At 28.5% G+C, this 20,740-nt stretch carries 16 protein-coding genes and 1 pseudogene; all 17 read left to right on the top strand.

The features are described 5' to 3' along the window. The first annotated feature begins 103 nt into the window (after positions 1–103). The 17 genes and pseudogenes from Q0Y03_RS05525 to Q0Y03_RS05445 all read left to right on the top strand — a co-directional run bounded on the left by Q0Y03_RS05525 (position 104) and on the right by Q0Y03_RS05445 (position 20,732). Positions 104–928 (top strand): transketolase, encoded by an 825-nt coding sequence (locus tag Q0Y03_RS05525; RefSeq protein ID WP_297712849.1) that lies wholly within the window; start codon positions 104–106, stop codon positions 926–928. Beyond that, on the top strand, positions 928–1,872 hold the full coding sequence (locus Q0Y03_RS05520; RefSeq protein ID WP_297712848.1) for a transketolase family protein: 945 nt from the start codon (positions 928–930) through the stop codon (positions 1,870–1,872). Before Q0Y03_RS05525 ends, Q0Y03_RS05520 begins: the two co-directional genes overlap by 1 nt. Before the next feature lie 173 nt (positions 1,873–2,045). Further along, positions 2,046–2,897 (top strand): YitT family protein, encoded by an 852-nt coding sequence (locus Q0Y03_RS05515; RefSeq protein ID WP_297712847.1) that lies wholly within the window; start codon positions 2,046–2,048, stop codon positions 2,895–2,897. Between the two features lie 23 nt (positions 2,898–2,920). Beyond that, positions 2,921–3,760, top strand: coding sequence for a YitT family protein (locus tag Q0Y03_RS05510; protein ID WP_297712846.1), 840 nt, complete (start codon positions 2,921–2,923; stop codon positions 3,758–3,760). Between the two features lie 108 nt (positions 3,761–3,868). Then, positions 3,869–4,555 carry a cell division ATP-binding protein FtsE gene (gene ftsE, locus Q0Y03_RS05505; RefSeq protein ID WP_297712845.1) on the top strand — a complete coding sequence of 229 codons (687 nt, stop codon included), beginning with the start codon at positions 3,869–3,871 and terminating at the stop codon, positions 4,553–4,555. Further along, on the top strand, positions 4,545–5,435 hold the full coding sequence (gene ftsX / locus Q0Y03_RS05500) for a permease-like cell division protein FtsX (protein ID WP_297712844.1): 891 nt from the start codon (positions 4,545–4,547) through the stop codon (positions 5,433–5,435). The genes ftsE and ftsX overlap by 11 nt, the downstream gene beginning before the upstream one ends. Before the next feature lie 152 nt (positions 5,436–5,587). Next, entirely contained in the window at positions 5,588–6,853 is a 1,266-nt protein-coding gene (locus tag Q0Y03_RS05495; protein ID WP_297712842.1) for a S41 family peptidase, read from the top strand. 14 nt (positions 6,854–6,867) lie between these two features. After that, the gene (locus tag Q0Y03_RS05490) at positions 6,868–8,136 is read left to right on the top strand and encodes a PDZ domain-containing protein (RefSeq protein ID WP_297712841.1); all 1,269 of its coding nucleotides are present in this window, start codon (positions 6,868–6,870) and stop codon (positions 8,134–8,136) included. A gap of 59 nt (positions 8,137–8,195) precedes the next feature. Continuing rightward, positions 8,196–10,166: pseudogene (gene uvrB, locus Q0Y03_RS05485) on the top strand (excinuclease ABC subunit UvrB). Positions 10,167–10,452: 286 nt separating this feature from the next. Further along, entirely contained in the window at positions 10,453–11,148 is a 696-nt protein-coding gene (locus Q0Y03_RS05480) for a response regulator transcription factor (RefSeq protein WP_297712840.1), read from the top strand. A gap of 176 nt (positions 11,149–11,324) precedes the next feature. Continuing rightward, positions 11,325–12,074: a class B sortase gene (srtB, locus tag Q0Y03_RS05475; protein WP_297712839.1), complete on the top strand. Its 750-nt coding sequence runs from the start codon at positions 11,325–11,327 to the stop codon at positions 12,072–12,074. A gap of 319 nt (positions 12,075–12,393) precedes the next feature. Further along, positions 12,394–13,317 carry an ATP-binding cassette domain-containing protein gene (locus Q0Y03_RS05470; protein ID WP_297712838.1) on the top strand — a complete coding sequence of 308 codons (924 nt, stop codon included), beginning with the start codon at positions 12,394–12,396 and terminating at the stop codon, positions 13,315–13,317. Beyond that, positions 13,310–14,191, top strand: coding sequence for an ABC transporter permease subunit (locus Q0Y03_RS05465; RefSeq protein WP_297712836.1), 882 nt, complete (start codon positions 13,310–13,312; stop codon positions 14,189–14,191). Before Q0Y03_RS05470 ends, Q0Y03_RS05465 begins: the two co-directional genes overlap by 8 nt. Positions 14,192–14,295: 104 nt before the next feature. Continuing rightward, on the top strand, positions 14,296–15,009 hold the full coding sequence (locus tag Q0Y03_RS05460; protein WP_297712835.1) for an ABC transporter ATP-binding protein: 714 nt from the start codon (positions 14,296–14,298) through the stop codon (positions 15,007–15,009). Then, complete coding sequence (locus Q0Y03_RS05455) at positions 15,002–16,618, top strand: ABC transporter permease (protein WP_297712833.1); 1,617 nt, start codon at positions 15,002–15,004, stop codon at positions 16,616–16,618. Before Q0Y03_RS05460 ends, Q0Y03_RS05455 begins: the two co-directional genes overlap by 8 nt. Positions 16,619–16,765: 147 nt before the next feature. After that, positions 16,766–17,656: a HAMP domain-containing sensor histidine kinase gene (locus tag Q0Y03_RS05450; protein ID WP_297712831.1), complete on the top strand. Its 891-nt coding sequence runs from the start codon at positions 16,766–16,768 to the stop codon at positions 17,654–17,656. 328 nt (positions 17,657–17,984) lie between these two features. Further along, entirely contained in the window at positions 17,985–20,732 is a 2,748-nt protein-coding gene (locus Q0Y03_RS05445) for a hypothetical protein (RefSeq protein ID WP_297712830.1), read from the top strand. The last annotated feature ends 8 nt before the right edge of the window (positions 20,733–20,740 follow it).

Here is a 20,740-nt window from a genome sequence, read left to right as displayed (position 1 = left end):
ATACAAATAAAAATATTTATGTTAAAATAAATTTGGGTAATTTACATAATTATAGAGTATAATAAAGTATATTAATATAAATTGTTACGACGGAGGCTTTTAAATGGTTAATAATGTAGAAGAATTAAAATCAATATCTAAACTAATCAGAAAAGATATAGTTTCAATGTTAACAGAATCAGCATCAGGACATCCAGGTGGATCTTTATCTGCAACTGATATTGTAACTACACTTTTCTTTAAGGAAATGAATATAGATTCAAGCAATCCAAAGAATCCAGATAGGGACAGATTTGTATTGTCAAAAGGTCATGCTGCACCAGTTTTATATAGTGCATTAGCAAGAAAAGGATTCTTCCCAGTAGAAGAATTAAGTACTTTAAGAAAGTTTGGATCAAGATTACAAGGTCATCCAAGTATGAAGTGTTTACCAGGAATAGATATGTCAACTGGTTCTTTAGGTCAAGGAATTTCTTCAGCTGTAGGAATGGCTTTAGCAGGGAAAATAGATAACAAAGCATATAGGGTATATACTATTTTAGGTGATGGTGAATTAGAAGAAGGTCAAGTATGGGAAGCTTCTATGTGTGCAGCTCACTATAAATTAGATAACTTAACTGCTTTTGTAGATTTTAATGGACTACAAATAGATGGAAACATAAAAGATGTTATGAATCCATCACCAATAGATAAGAAGTTTGAAGCTTTTGGTTGGAATGTATTAGTTATTGATGGACATAACTATGATGAAATAATAGATGCTATAGAAAAAGCAAAAGAATGTAAGGGCATGCCAACAGTTGTCATATGTAAAACTGTTAAAGGAAAAGGCGTATCATTTATGGAAAATGAAGCAGCATGGCATGGTACAGCACCAAGCAAGGAACAATGTGAAAAAGCTTTAGCTGAGATTGGAGGAGACAGATAATGAGTAAGAAAATCGCTACAAGAGAAGCATATGGAAAAGCATTAGCAGAATTAGCAAAAGAAAATGAAAATGTAGTAGTATTAGATGCGGATTTATCTAAATCTACTAAAACGGCTGACTTTAAGGCAGTTTCTCCAGAAAGATTCTTTAATATGGGGATTGCTGAAGGAAATATGATGGGAGTTGCTGCAGGTTTATCAACTTGTGGAAAAATTCCATATGTAAGTACATTTGCGATGTTTGCAGCAGGTAGAGCTTTTGAACAAATAAGAAACTCAATCTGTTATCCTAAATTAAATGTTAAAGTTTGTGCTACACATGCTGGATTAACAGTTGGAGAAGATGGTGCATCTCACCAAACTGTTGAAGATTTATCATTAATGAGAAGTATACCAAATATGGTAGTTATCTCACCTGCAGATGCAGTTGAAACTATGGCTGCAATTAAGGCTATAGCTAAATATGATGGACCTTGCTATGTAAGATTAGGAAGAGCTGCAGTTAATGTAATAAATGATGAAAATACTTATGAATTCAAATTAGGAAAAGGTGTTGTAGTATCAGAAGGTAAAGATGCAACTATAGTTGCAACTGGAATTATGGTTGATGCTGCTATAGAAGCAAAAGAAATTTTATCACAAGAAGGAATTGATGCTAAGGTTATAAATATACACACAATAAAACCTTTAGATAATGAGTTAATTATAGAAGCTGCTAAAGAAACAGGAGTTATAGTAACTGCTGAAGAACATAGTATAATTGGTGGATTAGGTTCTGCAGTTTCAGAAGTTGTTACTGAAAAATATCCAGTACCAGTTTTAAAGGTTGGAATTAATGATACTTTTGGAGAAAGTGGTAAGCCGGATGAATTATTAAAGGCTTATAACTTAACAGCACAAGATATAGTTAATAAAGTTAAACAAGCAATTACTTTAAAAAAATAGATTATAAACCACAAAACAGCTATTTTACCACCTAAAAACTGCGATAAAAAAATCGCAGTTTTTTTGTTGCTAAAAAAGGTATATAATGGTGACGTGTATTAAATCATTTGGGATAAAAAAAGTAGAGTGAGGGAAAATAATACAAATAGTTTAAATGTGTAAGGAGTATTTTTATGAGAAAAGATAATTTTAAGGATTTTTTATTAATAACTATTGGAATACTTTTAGTTGCAATATCAGTTGTATATTTCTTTGAACCTAATAATATTGCGGCTGGAGGAATAACTGGTTTAGCAATTGTTATAAATCACTATATACCATTTATATCAATTGGACCACTTGTGCTTATTATGGATGCTACTTTATTTGTGATTGCATTAATAGCAATAGGACCTAAGTTTGGAGCTAAAAGTATATATTGTAGTCTTTTATTATCGACATCTATGTGGATAATGCAAAAGTTTTTCCCGTTTACCATAACAAATGATTTAATGTTAGCTACTATATTTGGGACATTAATAGCAGCATTAGGAATGGCAATAGTATTTAATGCTAATGCATCAAGTGGAGGAACAGATATAATAGCTAAGATATTAAATAAATTTTTTCATTTTAATATAGGAAAATCATTGCTTATGGTTGATTTTTTAGTTACTCTATTAGGGGCAATAACATTTGGTATAAATATAGGACTTTATGGATTATTAGCTGTTATAGTAAATGGTGTTGTTATAGATAAGATAATAGCTGGTTTTAAAGTTAAAAGTGAAATTACAATAATAAGTCATAGAAATAAAGAAATAAGTGAATATATCTTAAATGATTTAGAAAGAGGATGCACATTTATAAAAGGTATAGGTGGTTTTACTGGTAAAGATACATCACTATTATATACAGTATTGGATAGAAGTGAGTTTATAAAACTAAAAAATCATATTAGCAGTATTGATAAAAATGCATTTATTACAGTTGGAGAGGTCCATGAGGTTATGGGAGAAGGATTTAAGTGGATAGATGAAGATTAAAAAATGGAAGATAGGAGATAATTATGCAAAAGATTAAAGAATATTTATTAACGACAATAGGGATAGCATTAACAGCAATAGCATTAGAGTATTTTTTCTTTCCAGCAGATATTGCAGCAGGGGGAGTATCTGGTATAGGATTAGTAATAAATAAATTAATAGGATTAGATACTAGTATAGTTGTATTGGTTCTTAATGTTTTCCTTTTTATATTAGCATTTCTTGTTTTGGGAAAATCTTTTGGAGCAAAAAGTATTTATGCAACAATAATGCTTTCAGTATTTATGTGGATAATTGAAAAGTTTTTTACCCCAGGGATTTTAACTGAAAATATGTTTTTAGCTAGTTTTTTTGGATCAATAATTTTAGGAATGGGGGCAGCTATTGTTTTTCATCAAGGTGCATCTACAGGTGGAACTAGTATTATAGCAGCTATTATTAGTAAATTTACCCCAATTGGAATAGGAATATCTGTATTGCTTACAGATTCATCTGTTTGTATATTGGCAATCAGTGTATTTGGTGTAGATAAAGGATTATTTGGATTCTTTAGTGTTATTTTAATAGGTTTAGTTATAGATAAATTTATAGATGGATTTAATAGTTGTAAGCAAGTATTTATAATAACATCAAAAGAGAAAGAGATAGTTAATCACATAATTAAAAAAATTGATAGAGGGTGTACAGTACTTAATGGAAATGGCGGATATACTGGAAGTGATGTAAAAATAATATACACAGTATTAAGTTCAAGTGAGTTTATAGCTTTAAAAAAAGATGTAAAAGAAATAGATCCAGATGCCTTTTTAACTGTTAATGAATCAACAGAAGTATTAGGAAAAGGATTTACAGACTTTCAATAAAAATATAGTAAAATGAGGTAAATAGACCTTTAATATTGGTATTCTAGTTTTTAGTATGATATAATGGCTTTATAGTTTTTAAAGTTAAAGTTGTAAGAGGTGTTATTTATGATAGAATTTAAGGACGTGTCCAAGATATATGATAATAATGTTAAAGCGTTATCAAATGTAAATATAAAGATAGATTCAGGGGATTTTGTTTTCTTAGTTGGGCCATCTGGTGCAGGTAAGTCTACTTTTATAAAAATGCTATTAAAAGAAGTGGATCCAACCATGGGGGAGATTGTAGTAGCTGATAAGGAGTTATCTAAGGTAACTAGAAAACATATACCATATTATAGAAGAAAAATCGGAATGGTATTCCAAGACTTTAGATTAATACCTACTTTAAATGTATATGAAAATGTTGCATTTGCAATGAGAGTAGTAGAGGCATCTCAAAAAGAAATAAGAAGGAGAGTGCCTATGGTATTATCTTTAGTAGGTTTATCTCATAAGTACAAAATGTTTCCTAATGAGTTATCAGGAGGAGAACAGCAAAGAGTATCTTTAGCAAGAGCAATAGTTAATAACCCATCAGTTTTAATAGCTGATGAGCCTACAGGTAACTTAGACCCAGAGACAGCAAAAGAAATAATGGAATTATTAGAAGATATAAATAGATCAGGAACAACTATATTAATGGCAACTCATGCAAAAGACATAGTAGATAATATGCAAAAGAGAGTTATAGCTATTGATAAGGGAATGGTTGTAAGAGATGATAGAAAGGGGATGTACGAAAATGAAAATTAGCACGTTAAATTATTTTATAGTAGATGCTTTAAAAAGCATAAAAAGAAATAGGACAATTAGTATTGCTGCTATGATAACTGTATTAATAACTTTTTTCGTATTTGGTACATTTACTCTATTAGCATTAAATTTTAATAAAAGTATTGAGGATGTAGCATCTAAAATTCAAATTCAAGTATATTTAAATGAAGACATAAAATTAGTTGATCAAAAAGAAATAGAACTTAAATTGATGGAAAATCAACAAGTTAGTGAAGTTACATATGAATCTAAAGATGAAGCATTTTTAAATTTAAAAGAAAACTTAGGAAGTAATGCCGGATTACTAGAAGGTTATGATTTAACTAATAATCCATTACCAAGTTCATTTATAGTTAACTTAAAAGATCCTTTATATGCTGATGAAGTTGCTAAATCAGTAGAAAGTATGACTGGTGTTGAAGGAATAGGGAATCAACAAGATGTAATTAACACAATAAGTAAGTTTGTTAATATAGTTCAAATAGTAGGAATAGGATTATTTGCAGTATTTATAGGTGTATCAGTATTTTTAATAATGAATACAATAAAGCTTACAGTGTATTCAAGAAGAAGAGAAGTTGGAATAATGAAGTTTGTTGGTGCAACAGATTGGTTTATTAGATGGCCCTTTGTTATTGAAGGGGTAATAATTGGTGCAATGGGTTCATTAGCATCAAGTATAGTATTATACTTTGCATATAGTGGAATATTTAAGTGGATTGTTTCATCTATGTTTATAGTAAACTTAGTACAACCTCAATTTGTTTTAACAACTTTATTAGCTTCCTTTGTTGGAGGCGGTATAGTAGTTGGAGCAATAGGAAGTATATTTGCATTAAGAAAATTCTTAGTTGTTTAGTATATAGAATTTGTTAAATAGGCAAAAATAAAAATATATATAGAATTATTTTAAAACTACAACTCATTACTTTGGTTCTGGGTTGTAGTTTTAAGTGAATAAAGGGATATTTAAAATAATTAAGTTGTTTTATAAAAAAGGAAGGAGTATTTATGGAGAATTTTAATGAAGAAGGGAAAAAGCCTAGAAAAACTGGAAGGAAGGTATTTAAATACTTAATTTTATTAGTGGTATTATTAACAACATATGGAGGGGTGTTTTATCTAGGAAATACACTTGCTACTAAAGGGTTAATAATGGGATCAGTACCTAAAAATGCTGTTGCTGATTTAGAAGATATTCAAGATGCTGAAAAATATTCTAACTTATTTAATCTAAGAAGTATGTTATTTTCAATGTATGATGGAGAGATAGATGATGAGAAGCTTTTAGAAGGTGCCATGAAAGGTATGGCTGAATCTATAGGAGATCCATATACTGTTTATATGGATAAAGAGGAATTTACAACATTTATGGAATCAAGCCAAGGAAGCTTTTATGGAATAGGAGCTCAATTAGGAGTTAGGGATGATAATATAACTATAATAGCTCCAGTTGAAGGATCACCAGCAGAAAAATCAGGATTAAAGGCTGGAGATATAATATTAAAAGTCGATGATTATGAAGCTACAGATTTAAATACAGAAGCCGTTGTTTCTAGGGTTAGAGGAAAAGAAGGTATTCCAGTTACCCTAACCATTAAGCGTGAAGGTGTAGAGGAACCTTTTGAAGTTGAAATAGTAAGAGCTGAAATAAAGACTGAATCAGTAAAAGGTGAGATGCTAGAAGATGGAATAGGATATATTCAAATAACAACTTTTAGTGATGAAGAAGTAAGTGATAAGTTTAGTGAAAAATTAAATGAATTAAAACAGCAAGGAATGAAAAAACTAATATTAGATTTAAGAGGAAACCCAGGTGGATACTTAAATGAATGTGTTGAAATAGCTTCTAATTTTATTCCTAAAGGAGAAGTAGTTACTTATACAATTGACAAGTATAACAAGAAGGTAATATCAAACTCAATAGGAGGAGATGCTATTGGAATGCCATTAGTAGTACTTGTTGATGGTGGAAGTGCTAGTGCTTCAGAAGTTGTAACTGGAGCTTTAAGAGATCATGAAGCTGCAACAATAATTGGAACAACGACTTTTGGTAAAGGTATAGTACAACAACTTAAGGTTTTACCTAATGATATGGGAGGACTTAAAGTTACAACATCTAAGTATTATACACCAAATGGTGAAAATATTCATGGTACAGGAATAGAGCCAAATGTAGTTGTAGAAATTCCACAAGAAGTATTAAAAATGGATTATGATAGAAGTATTGATCCACAATTTCAAAAAGCTTTAGAGGTAGTAAGAGAGAAGAATTAATTAGGAGGCTCAGAATGGATTTAATAATTCATAGTTTAAAGTCTGTAGCAACAGCAATAATTGAGCCAATGCATTTAGTTATGCTTTTAGTGTTTGGGATAATATTTTATTTTAAAAATGTTAGAATAGTTTCTATTCAAAAAATGACATTAGGAGGGGGGTTAAATACCCCTCTAGAACTTACATTATCTCAAATTGTATTAGGAATATTAGCAGGTGCAATTGGAAGTGTAATATTATCTGTACTTGGAGTTACATTTAGTGAAAATTCAGGAATAGAGTTTATATTTATGATATCAATATTATCTTTATTCTATAAAAAGAAATATATATCATATGCATACTCGGCATCTATATTAGGTGCTATAGGAGTTGTTTTAAAGTTTATAAGTAATATAACTGAAATGAAACTATTTTTAAATACTGATATATTATCACTGATGACTTTAGTAGGAGTAATATACATATTAGAAGGATTTTTAATTATATTTGATGGAAGTAGAGGAGCAATACCTGTATTTACAAAAAAAGATGATAAAATAGTTGGAGGATTTTCATTTAATAGATATTGGCCGATACCTGTTGCAATACTGATGGTTTTTACTAATAGTGTAGCAGGTGAAGATTCAATTTATTCCAATGTAGCATCATGGTGGCCTATTATAAATAATAAAGCAGTGTTATCTTTATTGGCTACTGCAATGATAGCAAGTATTCCTTTGTATGGAATAATGGGCTATAGTAATGTTACATTTACTCAAGAGAAGAAAACTAAGTCATTAAGATGTGGTATTGCTATTTTAATATATGGTATATCAGTTTCTTTAATTGCACAGTTAGCTAGTATTCATATATTAGGGCAAATAATAGCTATAATATATGCACCATTAGCTTTTGAAATAATAATGAGATATGAGTATAGAGTTGAAAAGAAAGGTGAATGCTTATATGTAAGTGATGATGAAGGAATAATGGTTCTTGAAGTTACACCTAATTCACCAGCATACGAAGTAGGAATTAAACGTGGAGATAAAATAATAGAAATTAATGGACAAAATATTAAATCAGAAGGAGATATTTTTAAAGCCGCTAGAGACAGTATACTTAAAGTTCCAATTAAGGTTAAAAATAATTCGGGACAAGTATTAGAATATGTTGTACAACCTAGAAATAAAAGGTTAGGTCTTCTGTTAGTTCCTAAAATGGTTAAAAGGGAAGATATGTTTGAAATAAAACCAGATGATTTAAAAAATATAATAAATGAGCTTAAGAATAAAAAGTAGAGATTAGCTTAGATGTTAGTCTCTATTTTATTAATAAGTAATAATTTGGAGGTGAGTATATGGGAGAATTTAAGATTAATTCTAAATTTAAACCAACAGGAGATCAACCAAAGGCAATTGAAAGTTTAGCAAATGGTATAAAGAATAGTGAGAAATATCAAACTCTTTTAGGAGTAACAGGTTCAGGGAAAACATACACCATGGCAAATATAATTGAAAAGGTTCAAAAGCCAACTATAGTTTTAGCACATAATAAAACTTTAGCAGCACAATTATGTTCTGAGTTTAAGGAATTTTTCCCAGATAATATAGTTGAATATTTTGTTTCTTATTATGATTATTATCAACCAGAGGCATATGTTCCTCAAACTGATACATTTATTGAAAAAGATGCATCTATAAATGATGAAATAGATAAGTTAAGACACTCTGCTACATCAGCATTATTTTAAAGAAGAGATGTAATAATAGTAGCTTCAGTTTCTTGCATTTATGGATTAGGTAACCCAGATGAATATAAAAAACTTACTATTTCTTTAAGAGTAGGTATGGAGAAAGATAGGGATGAGATAATAAAGAAGCTTATAGAAATTCAATATGAGAGAAATGATATTGATTTTTCGAGAGGTACTTTTAGAGTGAGAGGAGATTCTTTAGATATTATTCCAGCTTCATCTTCTACAAAAGGAATTAGAATTGAATTCTTTGGTGATGAAATAGATAGGATAAGAGAGTTTGATGTTTTAACGGGAAAGATATTAGGGGAAAGAGAGCATGTTGCTATATTCCCAGCATCTCACTTTGCTGCATCACAAGAAACTTTAGATAAGGCAATAAAAGAGATAGAAGATGAGCTTGAAGATAGATTAAGAGAGTTAACATCACAAGATAAGTTGTTAGAAGCTCAGAGACTAAGACAAAGAACTAATTATGATATAGAAATGATTAAAGAAATGGGATATTGTAGTGGGATAGAAAATTATTCAAGAGTATTAGATGGAAGAGCACCAGGTACTCCGCCTAAGACATTATTAGATTATTTTCCAGATGATTATTTGATGTTTATAGATGAAAGTCATGTTACATTACCACAATGTAGAGCAATGTATGCAGGTGATAGATCAAGAAAAGATACATTAGTTGAGTATGGATTCAGACTTCCATGTGCTTATGATAATAGACCATTAAAATTTACTGAGTTTGAAAAAAGGGTAAATCAAGTTGTTTTTGTATCAGCTACTCCAGCTCAGTATGAATTAGATCATTCAACTAATATAGCAGAACAAATAATTAGACCAACAGGATTATTAGATCCAGTAGTTGAAATAAGGCCAGTAACAGGTCAAATAGATGATCTTTATGCTGAAATATTAAAAACAACAGAAAGAGGATTTAGAACTTTAGTAACAACTTTAACTAAGAGAATGGCAGAAGATTTAACTAAGTATTTAACTGAATTAGGAGTTAAAACTACATATATGCATTCAGACATAAAAACCATTGAAAGAATGGAAATAATAAGAGATTTAAGATTAGGAGAGTTTGATGTTCTTGTAGGAATAAATCTATTAAGAGAAGGACTGGATATTCCTGAAGTTGCACTAGTTGCAATTTTAGATGCAGATAAGGAAGGATTCTTACGTTCTGAAACTTCAATGATTCAAACTATAGGGAGAGCTGCAAGAAACTCTGAAAGCAAGGTTATAATGTATGCAGATAAAATCACTGGATCCATGGATAGAGCAATTAAGGAAACTAATAGAAGAAGGGAAATTCAAATGCAGTATAATGAAGAGCATGGAATTATACCTAAAACTATTATTAAGGATGTAAGAGCTGTAATTGAAGCAACAAAGGTTGCAGAAGAATCTGCTGACTATAATGTAGAGGAAGCTGTTGAGTTAACTGCTAAAGATAAGAAGAAGTTAATTAAACAATACACAGAAGAAATGAAAGATGCAGCTAAGAATCTTCAGTTTGAAAGAGCAGCAGAACTTAGAGATATGATTAGTAAACTTAAAGATGAATAATTTCCTTGGAAATGATATTAAATATTTTAATGTATATCATTTATAACTATGATAATTAAATTACAATGGGTTATGGTATAATAAAAGACGAATAGTTTTGAAATTAAATGTATATAAGTAATTAAGTATATACATTCATACTGAAAATTTATAGCACATAAATATAAAATGAATTAACTGATTCCTATATTTTAAAGTAGGAGTCAGTTTTTTTTTAAAGTATAAACTAATTAGTTTAAAAATTGCTATAATTTATACAGTTGTTAATATAGAGGAGAAGGTGAATATGGATTTAAATAAAAAAATATTAGTAGTTGAAGATGATTGGGATATTAATGGACTTTTATGCAAAATGTTAATTCAAAATGGATATGAAGTTAGGGGTGCTTATTCAGGTTCAGAGGCAAAGATGTGTATAGAACAATTTGAATATGATCTTATAATTTTAGATTTAATGTTACCAGGAGTATCTGGAGAAGAGCTATTAACTGAAATAAGGAAAAAGCATGTTATGCCAATAATAGTTGCTTCGGCTAAAACTAGTGCTGAAGATAAAATATCAGTACTTAGAATGGGAGCTGATGATTTTATAAGTAAACCCTTTGATATTAATGAAGTATTAGCTAGAGTTGAGGCTCAATTAAGAAGGTATACTAAGTTTTCTAGCAAAAACAGTATTAGCAATAAATCAATTCATAAAAATTTAGAATTAGATATTGATGGTAGACAGGTACATGTTAATGGAAAAGAAGTAATTTTAACTGTTAGAGAATTTGATATATTAGAATTATTAATTACTAATCCAAATAAGGTATTTACTAGGGCGAATCTTTTTGAGTCTGTTTGGAAGGATGATTTTATGGGAGATGATAATACTGTTAATGTTCATGTAAGCAATTTAAGATCTAAGCTTTCAAAAGTTGATAAGGATAATGAATATATACAAACAGTATGGGGAATTGGATTTAAGCTTAAGGATTAATAATTATATTAATAGAATTATATTTACTTATGAACTTTATGTCAATGTTGAATTTATCTCAAGAAGTATAGAAGAAGTTATTTAAAATATAGAAAGAAATGTATATAATTAAAATGTGGGAATATTTAACAAAAGAGAAAGTGGTATTATTAAAAAGGGGAGTGTAGGAGGGAAATATGAAAAGATTATTTATAACAATACTAACTATGATTATTATTGGAGGAATAGCATTTAGTGGATATAAGCTATATGAATATGGAGAGAAAGCAATAAGTGAAGTTGAAGTTATGCTTTTTACCCCGTCTGTAGTAGAATCAGAAATAAATCCAAAAAGAATAGTCAATGAAGAAATTTTAGCAAATGAAAATACTTTAAAAGAAAAAAACAGTGATTATAGAATGTGGATTAAGATGGATGAAACAAATATTAATTATCCAGTTCTTCAAGGTGAAGATAATGATTTTTATTTATATGCTGACTTTGATGGAAATTATTATTATCCAGGCAGTATATTTATTGATTATAGAAATGATATAGAAAATGATAATAACTTATGGATATTTGGTCATCATATGGCAGATGGAAGCATGTTTGCTGATCTTATAAAACTTAAAGATGAAGCTTACTTTAATGAAAATTCAGAAATAGTTTTAGTCAAAGATGGAATGCAGTATGTATATGAAATATTTGCAGTAAATGTTGTTCCAGCAGATGGGGCAGAAATTATTTTTGATTTTGATAATGAAGATGAAATGAATAGATATATAGAAAGAGTCAAAGAAAAATCAATATTTTATAGGGATATAAAGGCAGAGGATATAGTAGGTGAAGAGGGAATTAGTAGCTTAATAACAATGGTAACGTGTAGTTATGAATTTGATGATGCAAGAACTTTAGTATCAGCAGCATTAAAGCCAGTCCAATAAAAACTATTGAAAATATAAAGTTGACATAATAAAATAAAAAACATTGAGAATATGGAAGAGAGAGCCAATAATAAATGTAAAAAGTAGTTATTAAAATTATAGTATTTTAATAACTACTTTTTTCTTATAAAAAATAATAGATTTTACTACATATATTTAATTTTCTAGTTTTTATATATTATATTTTTAAACTTAATACTTTCTTAATATTTTCTTTAAGGTATCTTACAACTATAGATATACAATAAAATCAAGTTAAGAGATTAAATAAAAAATAATTAAAAAGCAATAGATAATTTTATCAAGGGGGTAAATGAAGATGAAAGAAGTTATATTAAAAACTCATAACATTACTAAAAAATATGGAAATCAAATAGCAGTAAACAATGTTAATATGACAATTAAAAAAGGTGAGATATATGGATTTATAGGTCAAAATGGAGCTGGTAAAACAACATTAATTAGACTTATTACAGGATTAATTCATAAAAGTAGTGGAGATATAGAGCTTCTAGGAGTTAGTGGAGAAAATGAATTAAATAAGGCCAGAACAATGGTTGGAAGTTTAATTGAAACCCCTTCATTTTATACTAATATGACAGCAAGAAAAAATTTAGAGGTATCTAGATTAGTAAGAAACATACCTGGAAAGAAGTGTATAGATGAAGTATTAGAATTAGTTGGACTAAAAGATGTTGAAAAGAAAAAGGTTAAAGACTTCTCTTTAGGAATGAGACAAAGATTAGGAATTGCAAATGCATTAATGGGAAATCCTAAACTGCTTATACTAGATGAACCTATAAACGGACTTGATCCTATGGGGATAATTGAAATAAGGGAGTTATTAAAGAAGATAAATAAAGAAAAAGACATGACAATATTAATATCAAGTCATATATTAAGTGAATTATCAGAGCTTGCAACAACTTATGGAATAATATCAAATGGTAAGTTAATTGAAGAAATAACATCAGAGGAACTAGCAGAAAAATGTAGACAATATATAGATTTAAAAGTTGATGATACATCTAGAGCAGTAACTGTATTAGAAAGAGAGTTAGGAATAAGTGATTATGAGGTTTTAGAAGATAAAAAGATAAAGGTATTCTCTAATTTAGAGAATGTTGGAGAGGTAAATTCAATACTTGCAAAGTCTGGTGTTATTGTTGAAAGTATAAGTGTTAAGGGAGAAAATTTAGAAGAATACTTTATGAATACAGTTGGAGGTGTTTTAAATGCTTAAAGCTATACAAGCTGAATTATATAAATTATTTAAAAATAGAACATTTAAGGTATTAATATTTGTTGGAATTTTATTGTCTACATTAGTAATAGTTATGTGTTCATCAGTTTTTGATCAAATACTTAGTGATAGTTTAGGTAATATGCCAGAAGACCAAAAACAGGTTCTTATAGAGCAGATGGAAAGTATATCTGAAAGTGATTCAGTAGTAACGCCAGGTCAGTTAGGAGTGCAATTGCAAGCCAAGGATATAATGAATCCTACTGCATTAGAAGTATATCATTCTTCTTTTGGTTCAGGAGTAATAGAAATATTAACAGGAATATTAGTAGCAGCATTAATGGCAAAAGAATATTCACAAGGTACAATTAAAAACTTTTTAGCTTATGGTAAGAAAAGAGAAGAATTTTATTTAGCAAAATTTACAGCTATAGTTGTAGCAATTGCAATTATTTTAGCAGTTATGACTATATTACCAACAATAGCAGTAACTATTATGAATGGATGGGGGCAAGCTTTTGAAATTTCACAATTATTAGGAATGATAAAAACATTTGTAGCATCACTTATAGCTAGTTCTGCAGTAGCTGCATTAGCTATGATTATAGCAACATTAGTAAAAAGTAATGGAGCTACAATTGGAATAACAGTAGCAATATTTATAGGAATTCCAACATTTGCAGGATTTTTATACGGAATATATCCTTGGTTTGATAGAGTTTATGAAGTGTTACCATTTTACAATTCGGCATTAGCATCTTCAATTAAAGTAGGAAATGGAGATCTACTTAGATCAGTAGTAATTTCATTAATAACAATAGCAATTTCATTATTTGCAGGAATAAAAATATTTAAAGCTCAAGATATTAAATAATGACAAAAAGTATGAAAAAGCGTGTAAAAACGCGTACCTCCGGGGGCAATCCAAATATTGGATTGACCCCGGAGGTTGATACAATATTTGGAAGAGGTGTTTTTATGTTATATATAAAGAATTTTTCAAAGGAATACTCAAAAGGGAAAAAAGCTGTAGATAATATATCTTTAACTGTAAACAGTGGAGAAATATTTGGATTTATAGGCCATAATGGTGCAGGAAAGACAACAACTATTAAATCTATAGTTGGGATTTTAGAATTTAATGAAGGTGATATTTTAATAGATAATAAATCTATAAAGAAAAGTCCAATAGAGTGTAAAAAGGTAATGGCATATATTCCAGATAATCCTGATCTTTATGAAGCTTTAACTGGAATACAATATCTAAGTTTCATAGCAGATATTTATAAAGTAAGCAAAGAAAAAAGAGAAGAATTAATTAAGTATTATGGAGATAAATTTGAGTTAACTAAATATTTAGGAGATTTAATATCTTCATATTCTCATGGAATGAAACAAAAGTTAGCAATAATATCAGCATTAATACATAAGCCAAAATTGTTAATACTAGATGAGCCTTTTGTCGGATTAGATCCAAAGGCAGCACATACGTTAAAGGAAATAATGAGAGAGATTTGTAATGAGGGTAGTGCAATATTCTTTTCAACACATGTATTAGAGGTTGCAGAAAAATTATGCGATAAGATTGCTATTATAAAAGGTGGAAAAATAGTTGCAGTAGGGGATACGGAAGAGGTTAAAGGAAATAGTACATTAGAAAATGTATTTATGGAGTTGATTGATAATGAGTAATTTATTTATTTTATTAAAAAATTCATTTATAAATAGTACTGGTATTAATTCTTTATCTAAGGGAATAGACAATTCTAAAGAAAAAAAGAAGTTGCTTATTACTACAGCAACATTGTTATTAATAGCTACAGTAATATGTTTTATGTCCACATCATATTCAATTGCATTAGCTATGGTGTTAAAACCAATGGGATATTTAGATTTAATATTAATAGTTGCTATATTATTTTCCTGTATTTTAAGTTTTATAATGTCAATTTACAAAGCACAAGGCACATTGTTTAGTTCTAAAGATTATGATTTATTAATGTCTTTACCTATTAAGAATAGTGCAATATTGACTAGTAAAATCCTAAGTTTAATGTCTATAAGCTATATAGAAACAGCACTTATAATAATACCTGCATCAATAGTGTATTTTATTTATAATGGAAGCTTATCCTGGATTTTTTTCATTATATTAGTAGTGGGATTAATATTTATCCCCATGGTTCCTATAATAGCAGCATCAATAATAGCTATGATTATAACATTTATATCATCAAGATTTAAGCATAAAAATATAGCAACTACAGTAGTTGGGATGGGAGCTCTTTTATTAATTCTAATAGTTTCAATGAATATGCAAAATTATATTAATGCATTTGTAGAAAATAGTGATTCTATAGTAAGTGGATTATCTAAAATATATCCACCAGCAATGTATTTAAAAGATGCATTAGTAAATTATGATGTATTTAGTTTATTAAAATTTATAGCAATATCAATAATTCCATTTGTAATATTTATAATAGTATTTAGTAAGGCCTTTAAAACTGTAAATGGGAAACTATCAGAAAGTTATAAGAAAGCAAATTATAAAGTAAAAAAACTAGAGACAAGTAGTATAACAAAAGCTCTAGTTATGCAAGAGTTAAGAAGATACTTTGCAACACCTATCTATGTTATGAATACAGCATTTGGAATGGTTTTATTAGTTGCAGCATCCATAGCTACTTTATTTGTAAGTAAGGAAACGTTAGTGAAATTATTAGGATATTCAGAAATAGCAAATATGATTCCTATAGCAATATTAGTTATATTAGTATTTACTATTGGATTATCTTGCACAACAAATTCATCTATATCATTAGAGGGAAATAGATTGTGGATATTAAAAGTCTTACCAATAGAGCCTAAGGATATATTTAAGGGTAAAATAATAACTAATTTAATAATAACAATTCCAGCAGCGGTTATAGCAAATATTATATTTTATATAGGGTTAAAGTTTGAGGTTAAGTATTTAATATTTAATTTAGTAATAAGTATAGTATTTTCAATTGTATCAGCAGTATTAGGATTAATAATTAATTTATGTTTTCCTAAAATGGACTGGACGAATCCAACCACAGTAGTAAAACAAAGTGCAAGTGTAATGATTACTATTTTAGGAATAATGATATTAATCTTAGCACTAATAGGGATATCAATTGCATTAGTTAAAATATTTAGTGTTACTAATATGATGATTACTTTAACTGTAGTGTTAATTTTATTTTTAATAACATTATTTATTTCAATTAAAGTATTAGAGAATATAGGTAGTAAAAAATTTAATAGGTTATAGACAATTTACCTCTGAGGTCCATATAAATATTTGATGTGACTCGGAGGTAGTTTATTTATAGTTATAAATTATTGGAAATGATCAATATATGAAATATAATATATGTTAGAAAATATTAGCGAGAAATGGTTTAGAAGAGGAGGGAATATGGAAGTAATATGTGTTTTAATAGCAGTAATTATTGTTTTAGTTGCTGTTATTATAGGATATAAGAGGGAGTTTAGAAGAATAAACAAGGAAATTACTAATAATTTAGAGGAATATGTAAATATAAAAACTAAATCTGTAGATAAGGATGTTGAGAATTTAGTTCAAAACATAAACTTAATATTTGATTCAAAGCAAAAGGTTGTAGCAGAAAAGAAGAAAAAAGAAGAGGAGTTAAGAGCAAGTATATCAAATATGTCTCATGATTTAAGAACTCCATTAACATCTATAATGGGATATTTACAAATGATAAAATCAGAAAAAACATCAGAGTCCGATAAAAAAGAATATATGGATATAGTAGAAAAAAGAACAAAATCTTTGCAAAAGCTTATTAGTAGTTTTTATGGCTTATCAAGAATAGAAGGAAATGAATATAACTTTAATTATAAGAAAGTAAATTTAAGTAATGTATTATGTGAAAATATAGCTATATTCTATAACGACTTTATAAGTAATAATATTGAACCAGTTATTGAAATTCAAGAAGGTATTAAGGAAATTATATCGGATGAAGGTGCTATTACTAGAATTTTTTCTAATTTAATAGGAAATATGATTAAGCATGGTGAAAACTTTGTAAAAATATCTTTAAAGCAAGAAAATGATATAATAATTACAGAGTTTACTAACCAAGCAACAGGATTAACACAAGAAAATGTGGATAAATTATTTGATAGATTTTATACTGTGGATAATTCGAGAAGTGATAAAAATACGGGATTAGGTTTATATATAACAAAGGTATTGGTGGAAAAGTTAGGATATAATATAATAGCAAATTTAAAAGAAGATAATCTTGTTATTTCAATAATTTGGAATAAAAATTAGTTGACAATAAAAATCAATAATTCTAAAATTAAACAAAAAATGTTTGTTCGAGAGTAAAATATACTATTTCTGACAAAAATAAAATTGAATAAAAGACTATTACAATACCAACTATACATTTAAAATATTATATAAAATAAACGAACACATATAAGAAAAGAGTTGTCGCATTAGCGGATAAAAAAATCTGTTAGCGACAGCTTTTTTAATTAAATTCAAATAATTATATCTTTTTATAAATTTTAAATTATAGTATAATGAAAAAAAGAGAAAATAAGTCGAAAAATGCAAAAAAAGATAAAATATCTTTATAAATGAGGAGTAAATTATGAAGAGAAAATTTATTGTTGCTATTTTATCAGGAGCAATTGTTTTAAACAGTTCATTAGCTATAGAACAAGTATATGCAATTGAGAATAATGGCGTAGATACACTTATAGAAAATCAAGATACTAAATCAACAAGAGTTATTTATGTAAAAGATGGTGAAGGGGATAAAAATTCAGGAGATGGAAGTATAGATAGGCCTTACCAAAATATTCGTACAGCTTTAGATAATATAAATGATGGAGATACTTTAAAGCTTATAGGTGATGTTAAGTTCTGGGTGTATGAATCACATACAGACAACTCTGCATTACCACTATTTATAGATAAGAATATTACAATTGAAGGAGCTACCGAAGATTCAAGTTTAATTGTACGTACAACTATTCAATTAGGTGCAGATGTAACATTTAAGAATATGAGACTGCAAATAATGCCCCAAGTAATTATAGGAAGAAATTCTAATGAAAAAATATTAGGGCAGGCTGTTGAAAGAGATACAACTATTTTTACTGCAGGTCATAAATTAACTATAGATAATGTTAATACAAAAGTTGGGACAAGCGTTCAGCAAGATGACCATAGACCATTTATAAGTAGTGGAACTTATAAAGGTGTAGGAAGTGAAACAATAGGAAAAAAATCTGTAATAAATATAATTAATCCAAATAGTGAGACTAGAATTTCAGCAATATATGCAGGTGATTATTGGAATGAAATAGATATGGATGTTGAAATAAATCTAGATGCTAATTTAGTAGATACTACTATATATACAGGTGGAGTAAAATATCCTTTAAATGGAGATGTATCTGTAAATTTATATGGAAAAACTAATGTAAGAGATTTTGATACAAGTAATCATAATGGGAATTTAAATGTAAAATTAGCAGATAGATACACGACTAGTGCATTAAATGTTGATGGAATAAATGAATTAGTATTAGGTGAATCATCAAGATTAACAATGACTAGTAATAAAGTTTTTAATGCAAATAATGTTACTCTTAATAATAAAGCTATTATTGATTTTAGAGCAATGGAATCCAGTCCGATTGTAAAAGGTAATTTTTATGGAGTACAAAATACAAGTGATTTAGAATTATGTGGAGCAATTATTTTAAATAATAATCAAACTTTAGATATTAATGGGGAAGTTAGCGGACTTACAAGATTAAATACAAATGGTGTTGAAGCTATTAATAGATTTGAAGATGGTCATGAGTATGTGAGAGCTAGTTCTAATTCTACAGGTAATTTTTCAATTGATGGAACAATACATACAGATTTTGAATTAAATACTGAGGTAGTTAATAATACTATAATTTGGAAGACTGATAAAATAGTAAAACCTAGTATTTTTGGTAGTTTTAGATGGGTTAATGGACAGGATAAAATAATTAAGCCAGCAATTGGTGAGGTTTATACATATTCTTTAGAATTTTTTGATAAGGATAGTAATTTATATAAACCAGATACATTTGAATTATTAAATGATTTTGAATATACATTAAAAAGAGCTGATGGTGGAGAATTAGACACAGATTTTACTATATTTATAGATTGGAATTATGATAAATCTGATAGTGATGATATGTCTGAGCTTAATGAATTAAATTTACAGTTTTTTAGCTTAGATAATGTTTATGGTGATTTAATTTTAACAGTTACTCATTTAGAAACTGGAGATAGTATTTCAAAAACTATAACTGTTCTTGAAGAAGAGGAAATTCCGGAGATTCCAGAAGAAACTCCAGATCAAACACCAGATACAGATGTACCAGGCAATGGAGAAACAGAAGAAGGAACACCAGATGAAACTCCAGATACAGATGTACCAGGAGATAATGGAGAAACAGAAGAAGGAAATCCAGACCAAACTCCGGATACAGACGTACCAGGTAATGGAGGAACAGAAGAAGGAAATCCAGACCAAACTCCGGATACAGACGTACCAGGTAATGGAGGAACAGAAGAAGGAAATCCAGATCAAACTCCGGATACAGACGTACCAGGCAATGGAGAAACAGAAGAAGGAAAACCAGATCAAAAGCCAGATACAGATGCACCAGGTAATGGAGAAACAGAAGAAGGAAAACCAGATCAAACACCAGATACAGACGTACCAGGCAATGGAGAAACAGAAGAAGGAAAACCAGATCAAACACCAGACACAGATTTACCAGGAGATAATGGAGATTTATCAGTAACTATTGATAAAAATAATCTTAAGCCTATTGAAATTTTAGGAATGATAATAAAAGATACTGAATTAAAGAGTATTAATATAAATGGAACTGACTTTAGAATAGTTTATCTAGATGAAAATGGTAATGAAATTTCTAGGGTTAGAACATCACTTCCAATTATCTACGTTCAAGGTGAAAAAGTAATTATTCCAGTAGAATCTCTAGAGTACATTGGACTAGAAACAAAAAAGCTTGATATTAATATTACTTTAGCTGATGGAACAGTAACATCTAAAACTATTGCTTTAAATGTTGTTGGAGAAGATTCAAATCTACCAGGTGGAGATATTAATAACGGTAATATTGTAGATTCTAACGAAGATAAGAAAGAAGAGTCTAACTCAAATAATAATAACAACAATAATAACAACAATAACAACAATAATAACAATAATAACAATAATAACGAATTACCACAGACAGGTGTTCCAGTTAACCCAGGAATAGTTGGTGGATTATTAATGTTTGTAGGTGGTTTATTAACTAGAAAGAAAAAATAGTTGTAGCT

The organism is Clostridium sp. (assembly GCF_026168755.1).
In the GTDB taxonomy this organism is placed as follows: Bacteria; Bacillota; Clostridia; order Clostridiales; family Clostridiaceae; genus Clostridium.
Note: the sequence above shows the minus strand (reverse complement) of the source record. Positions and strands in the feature narration are given on the sequence as shown.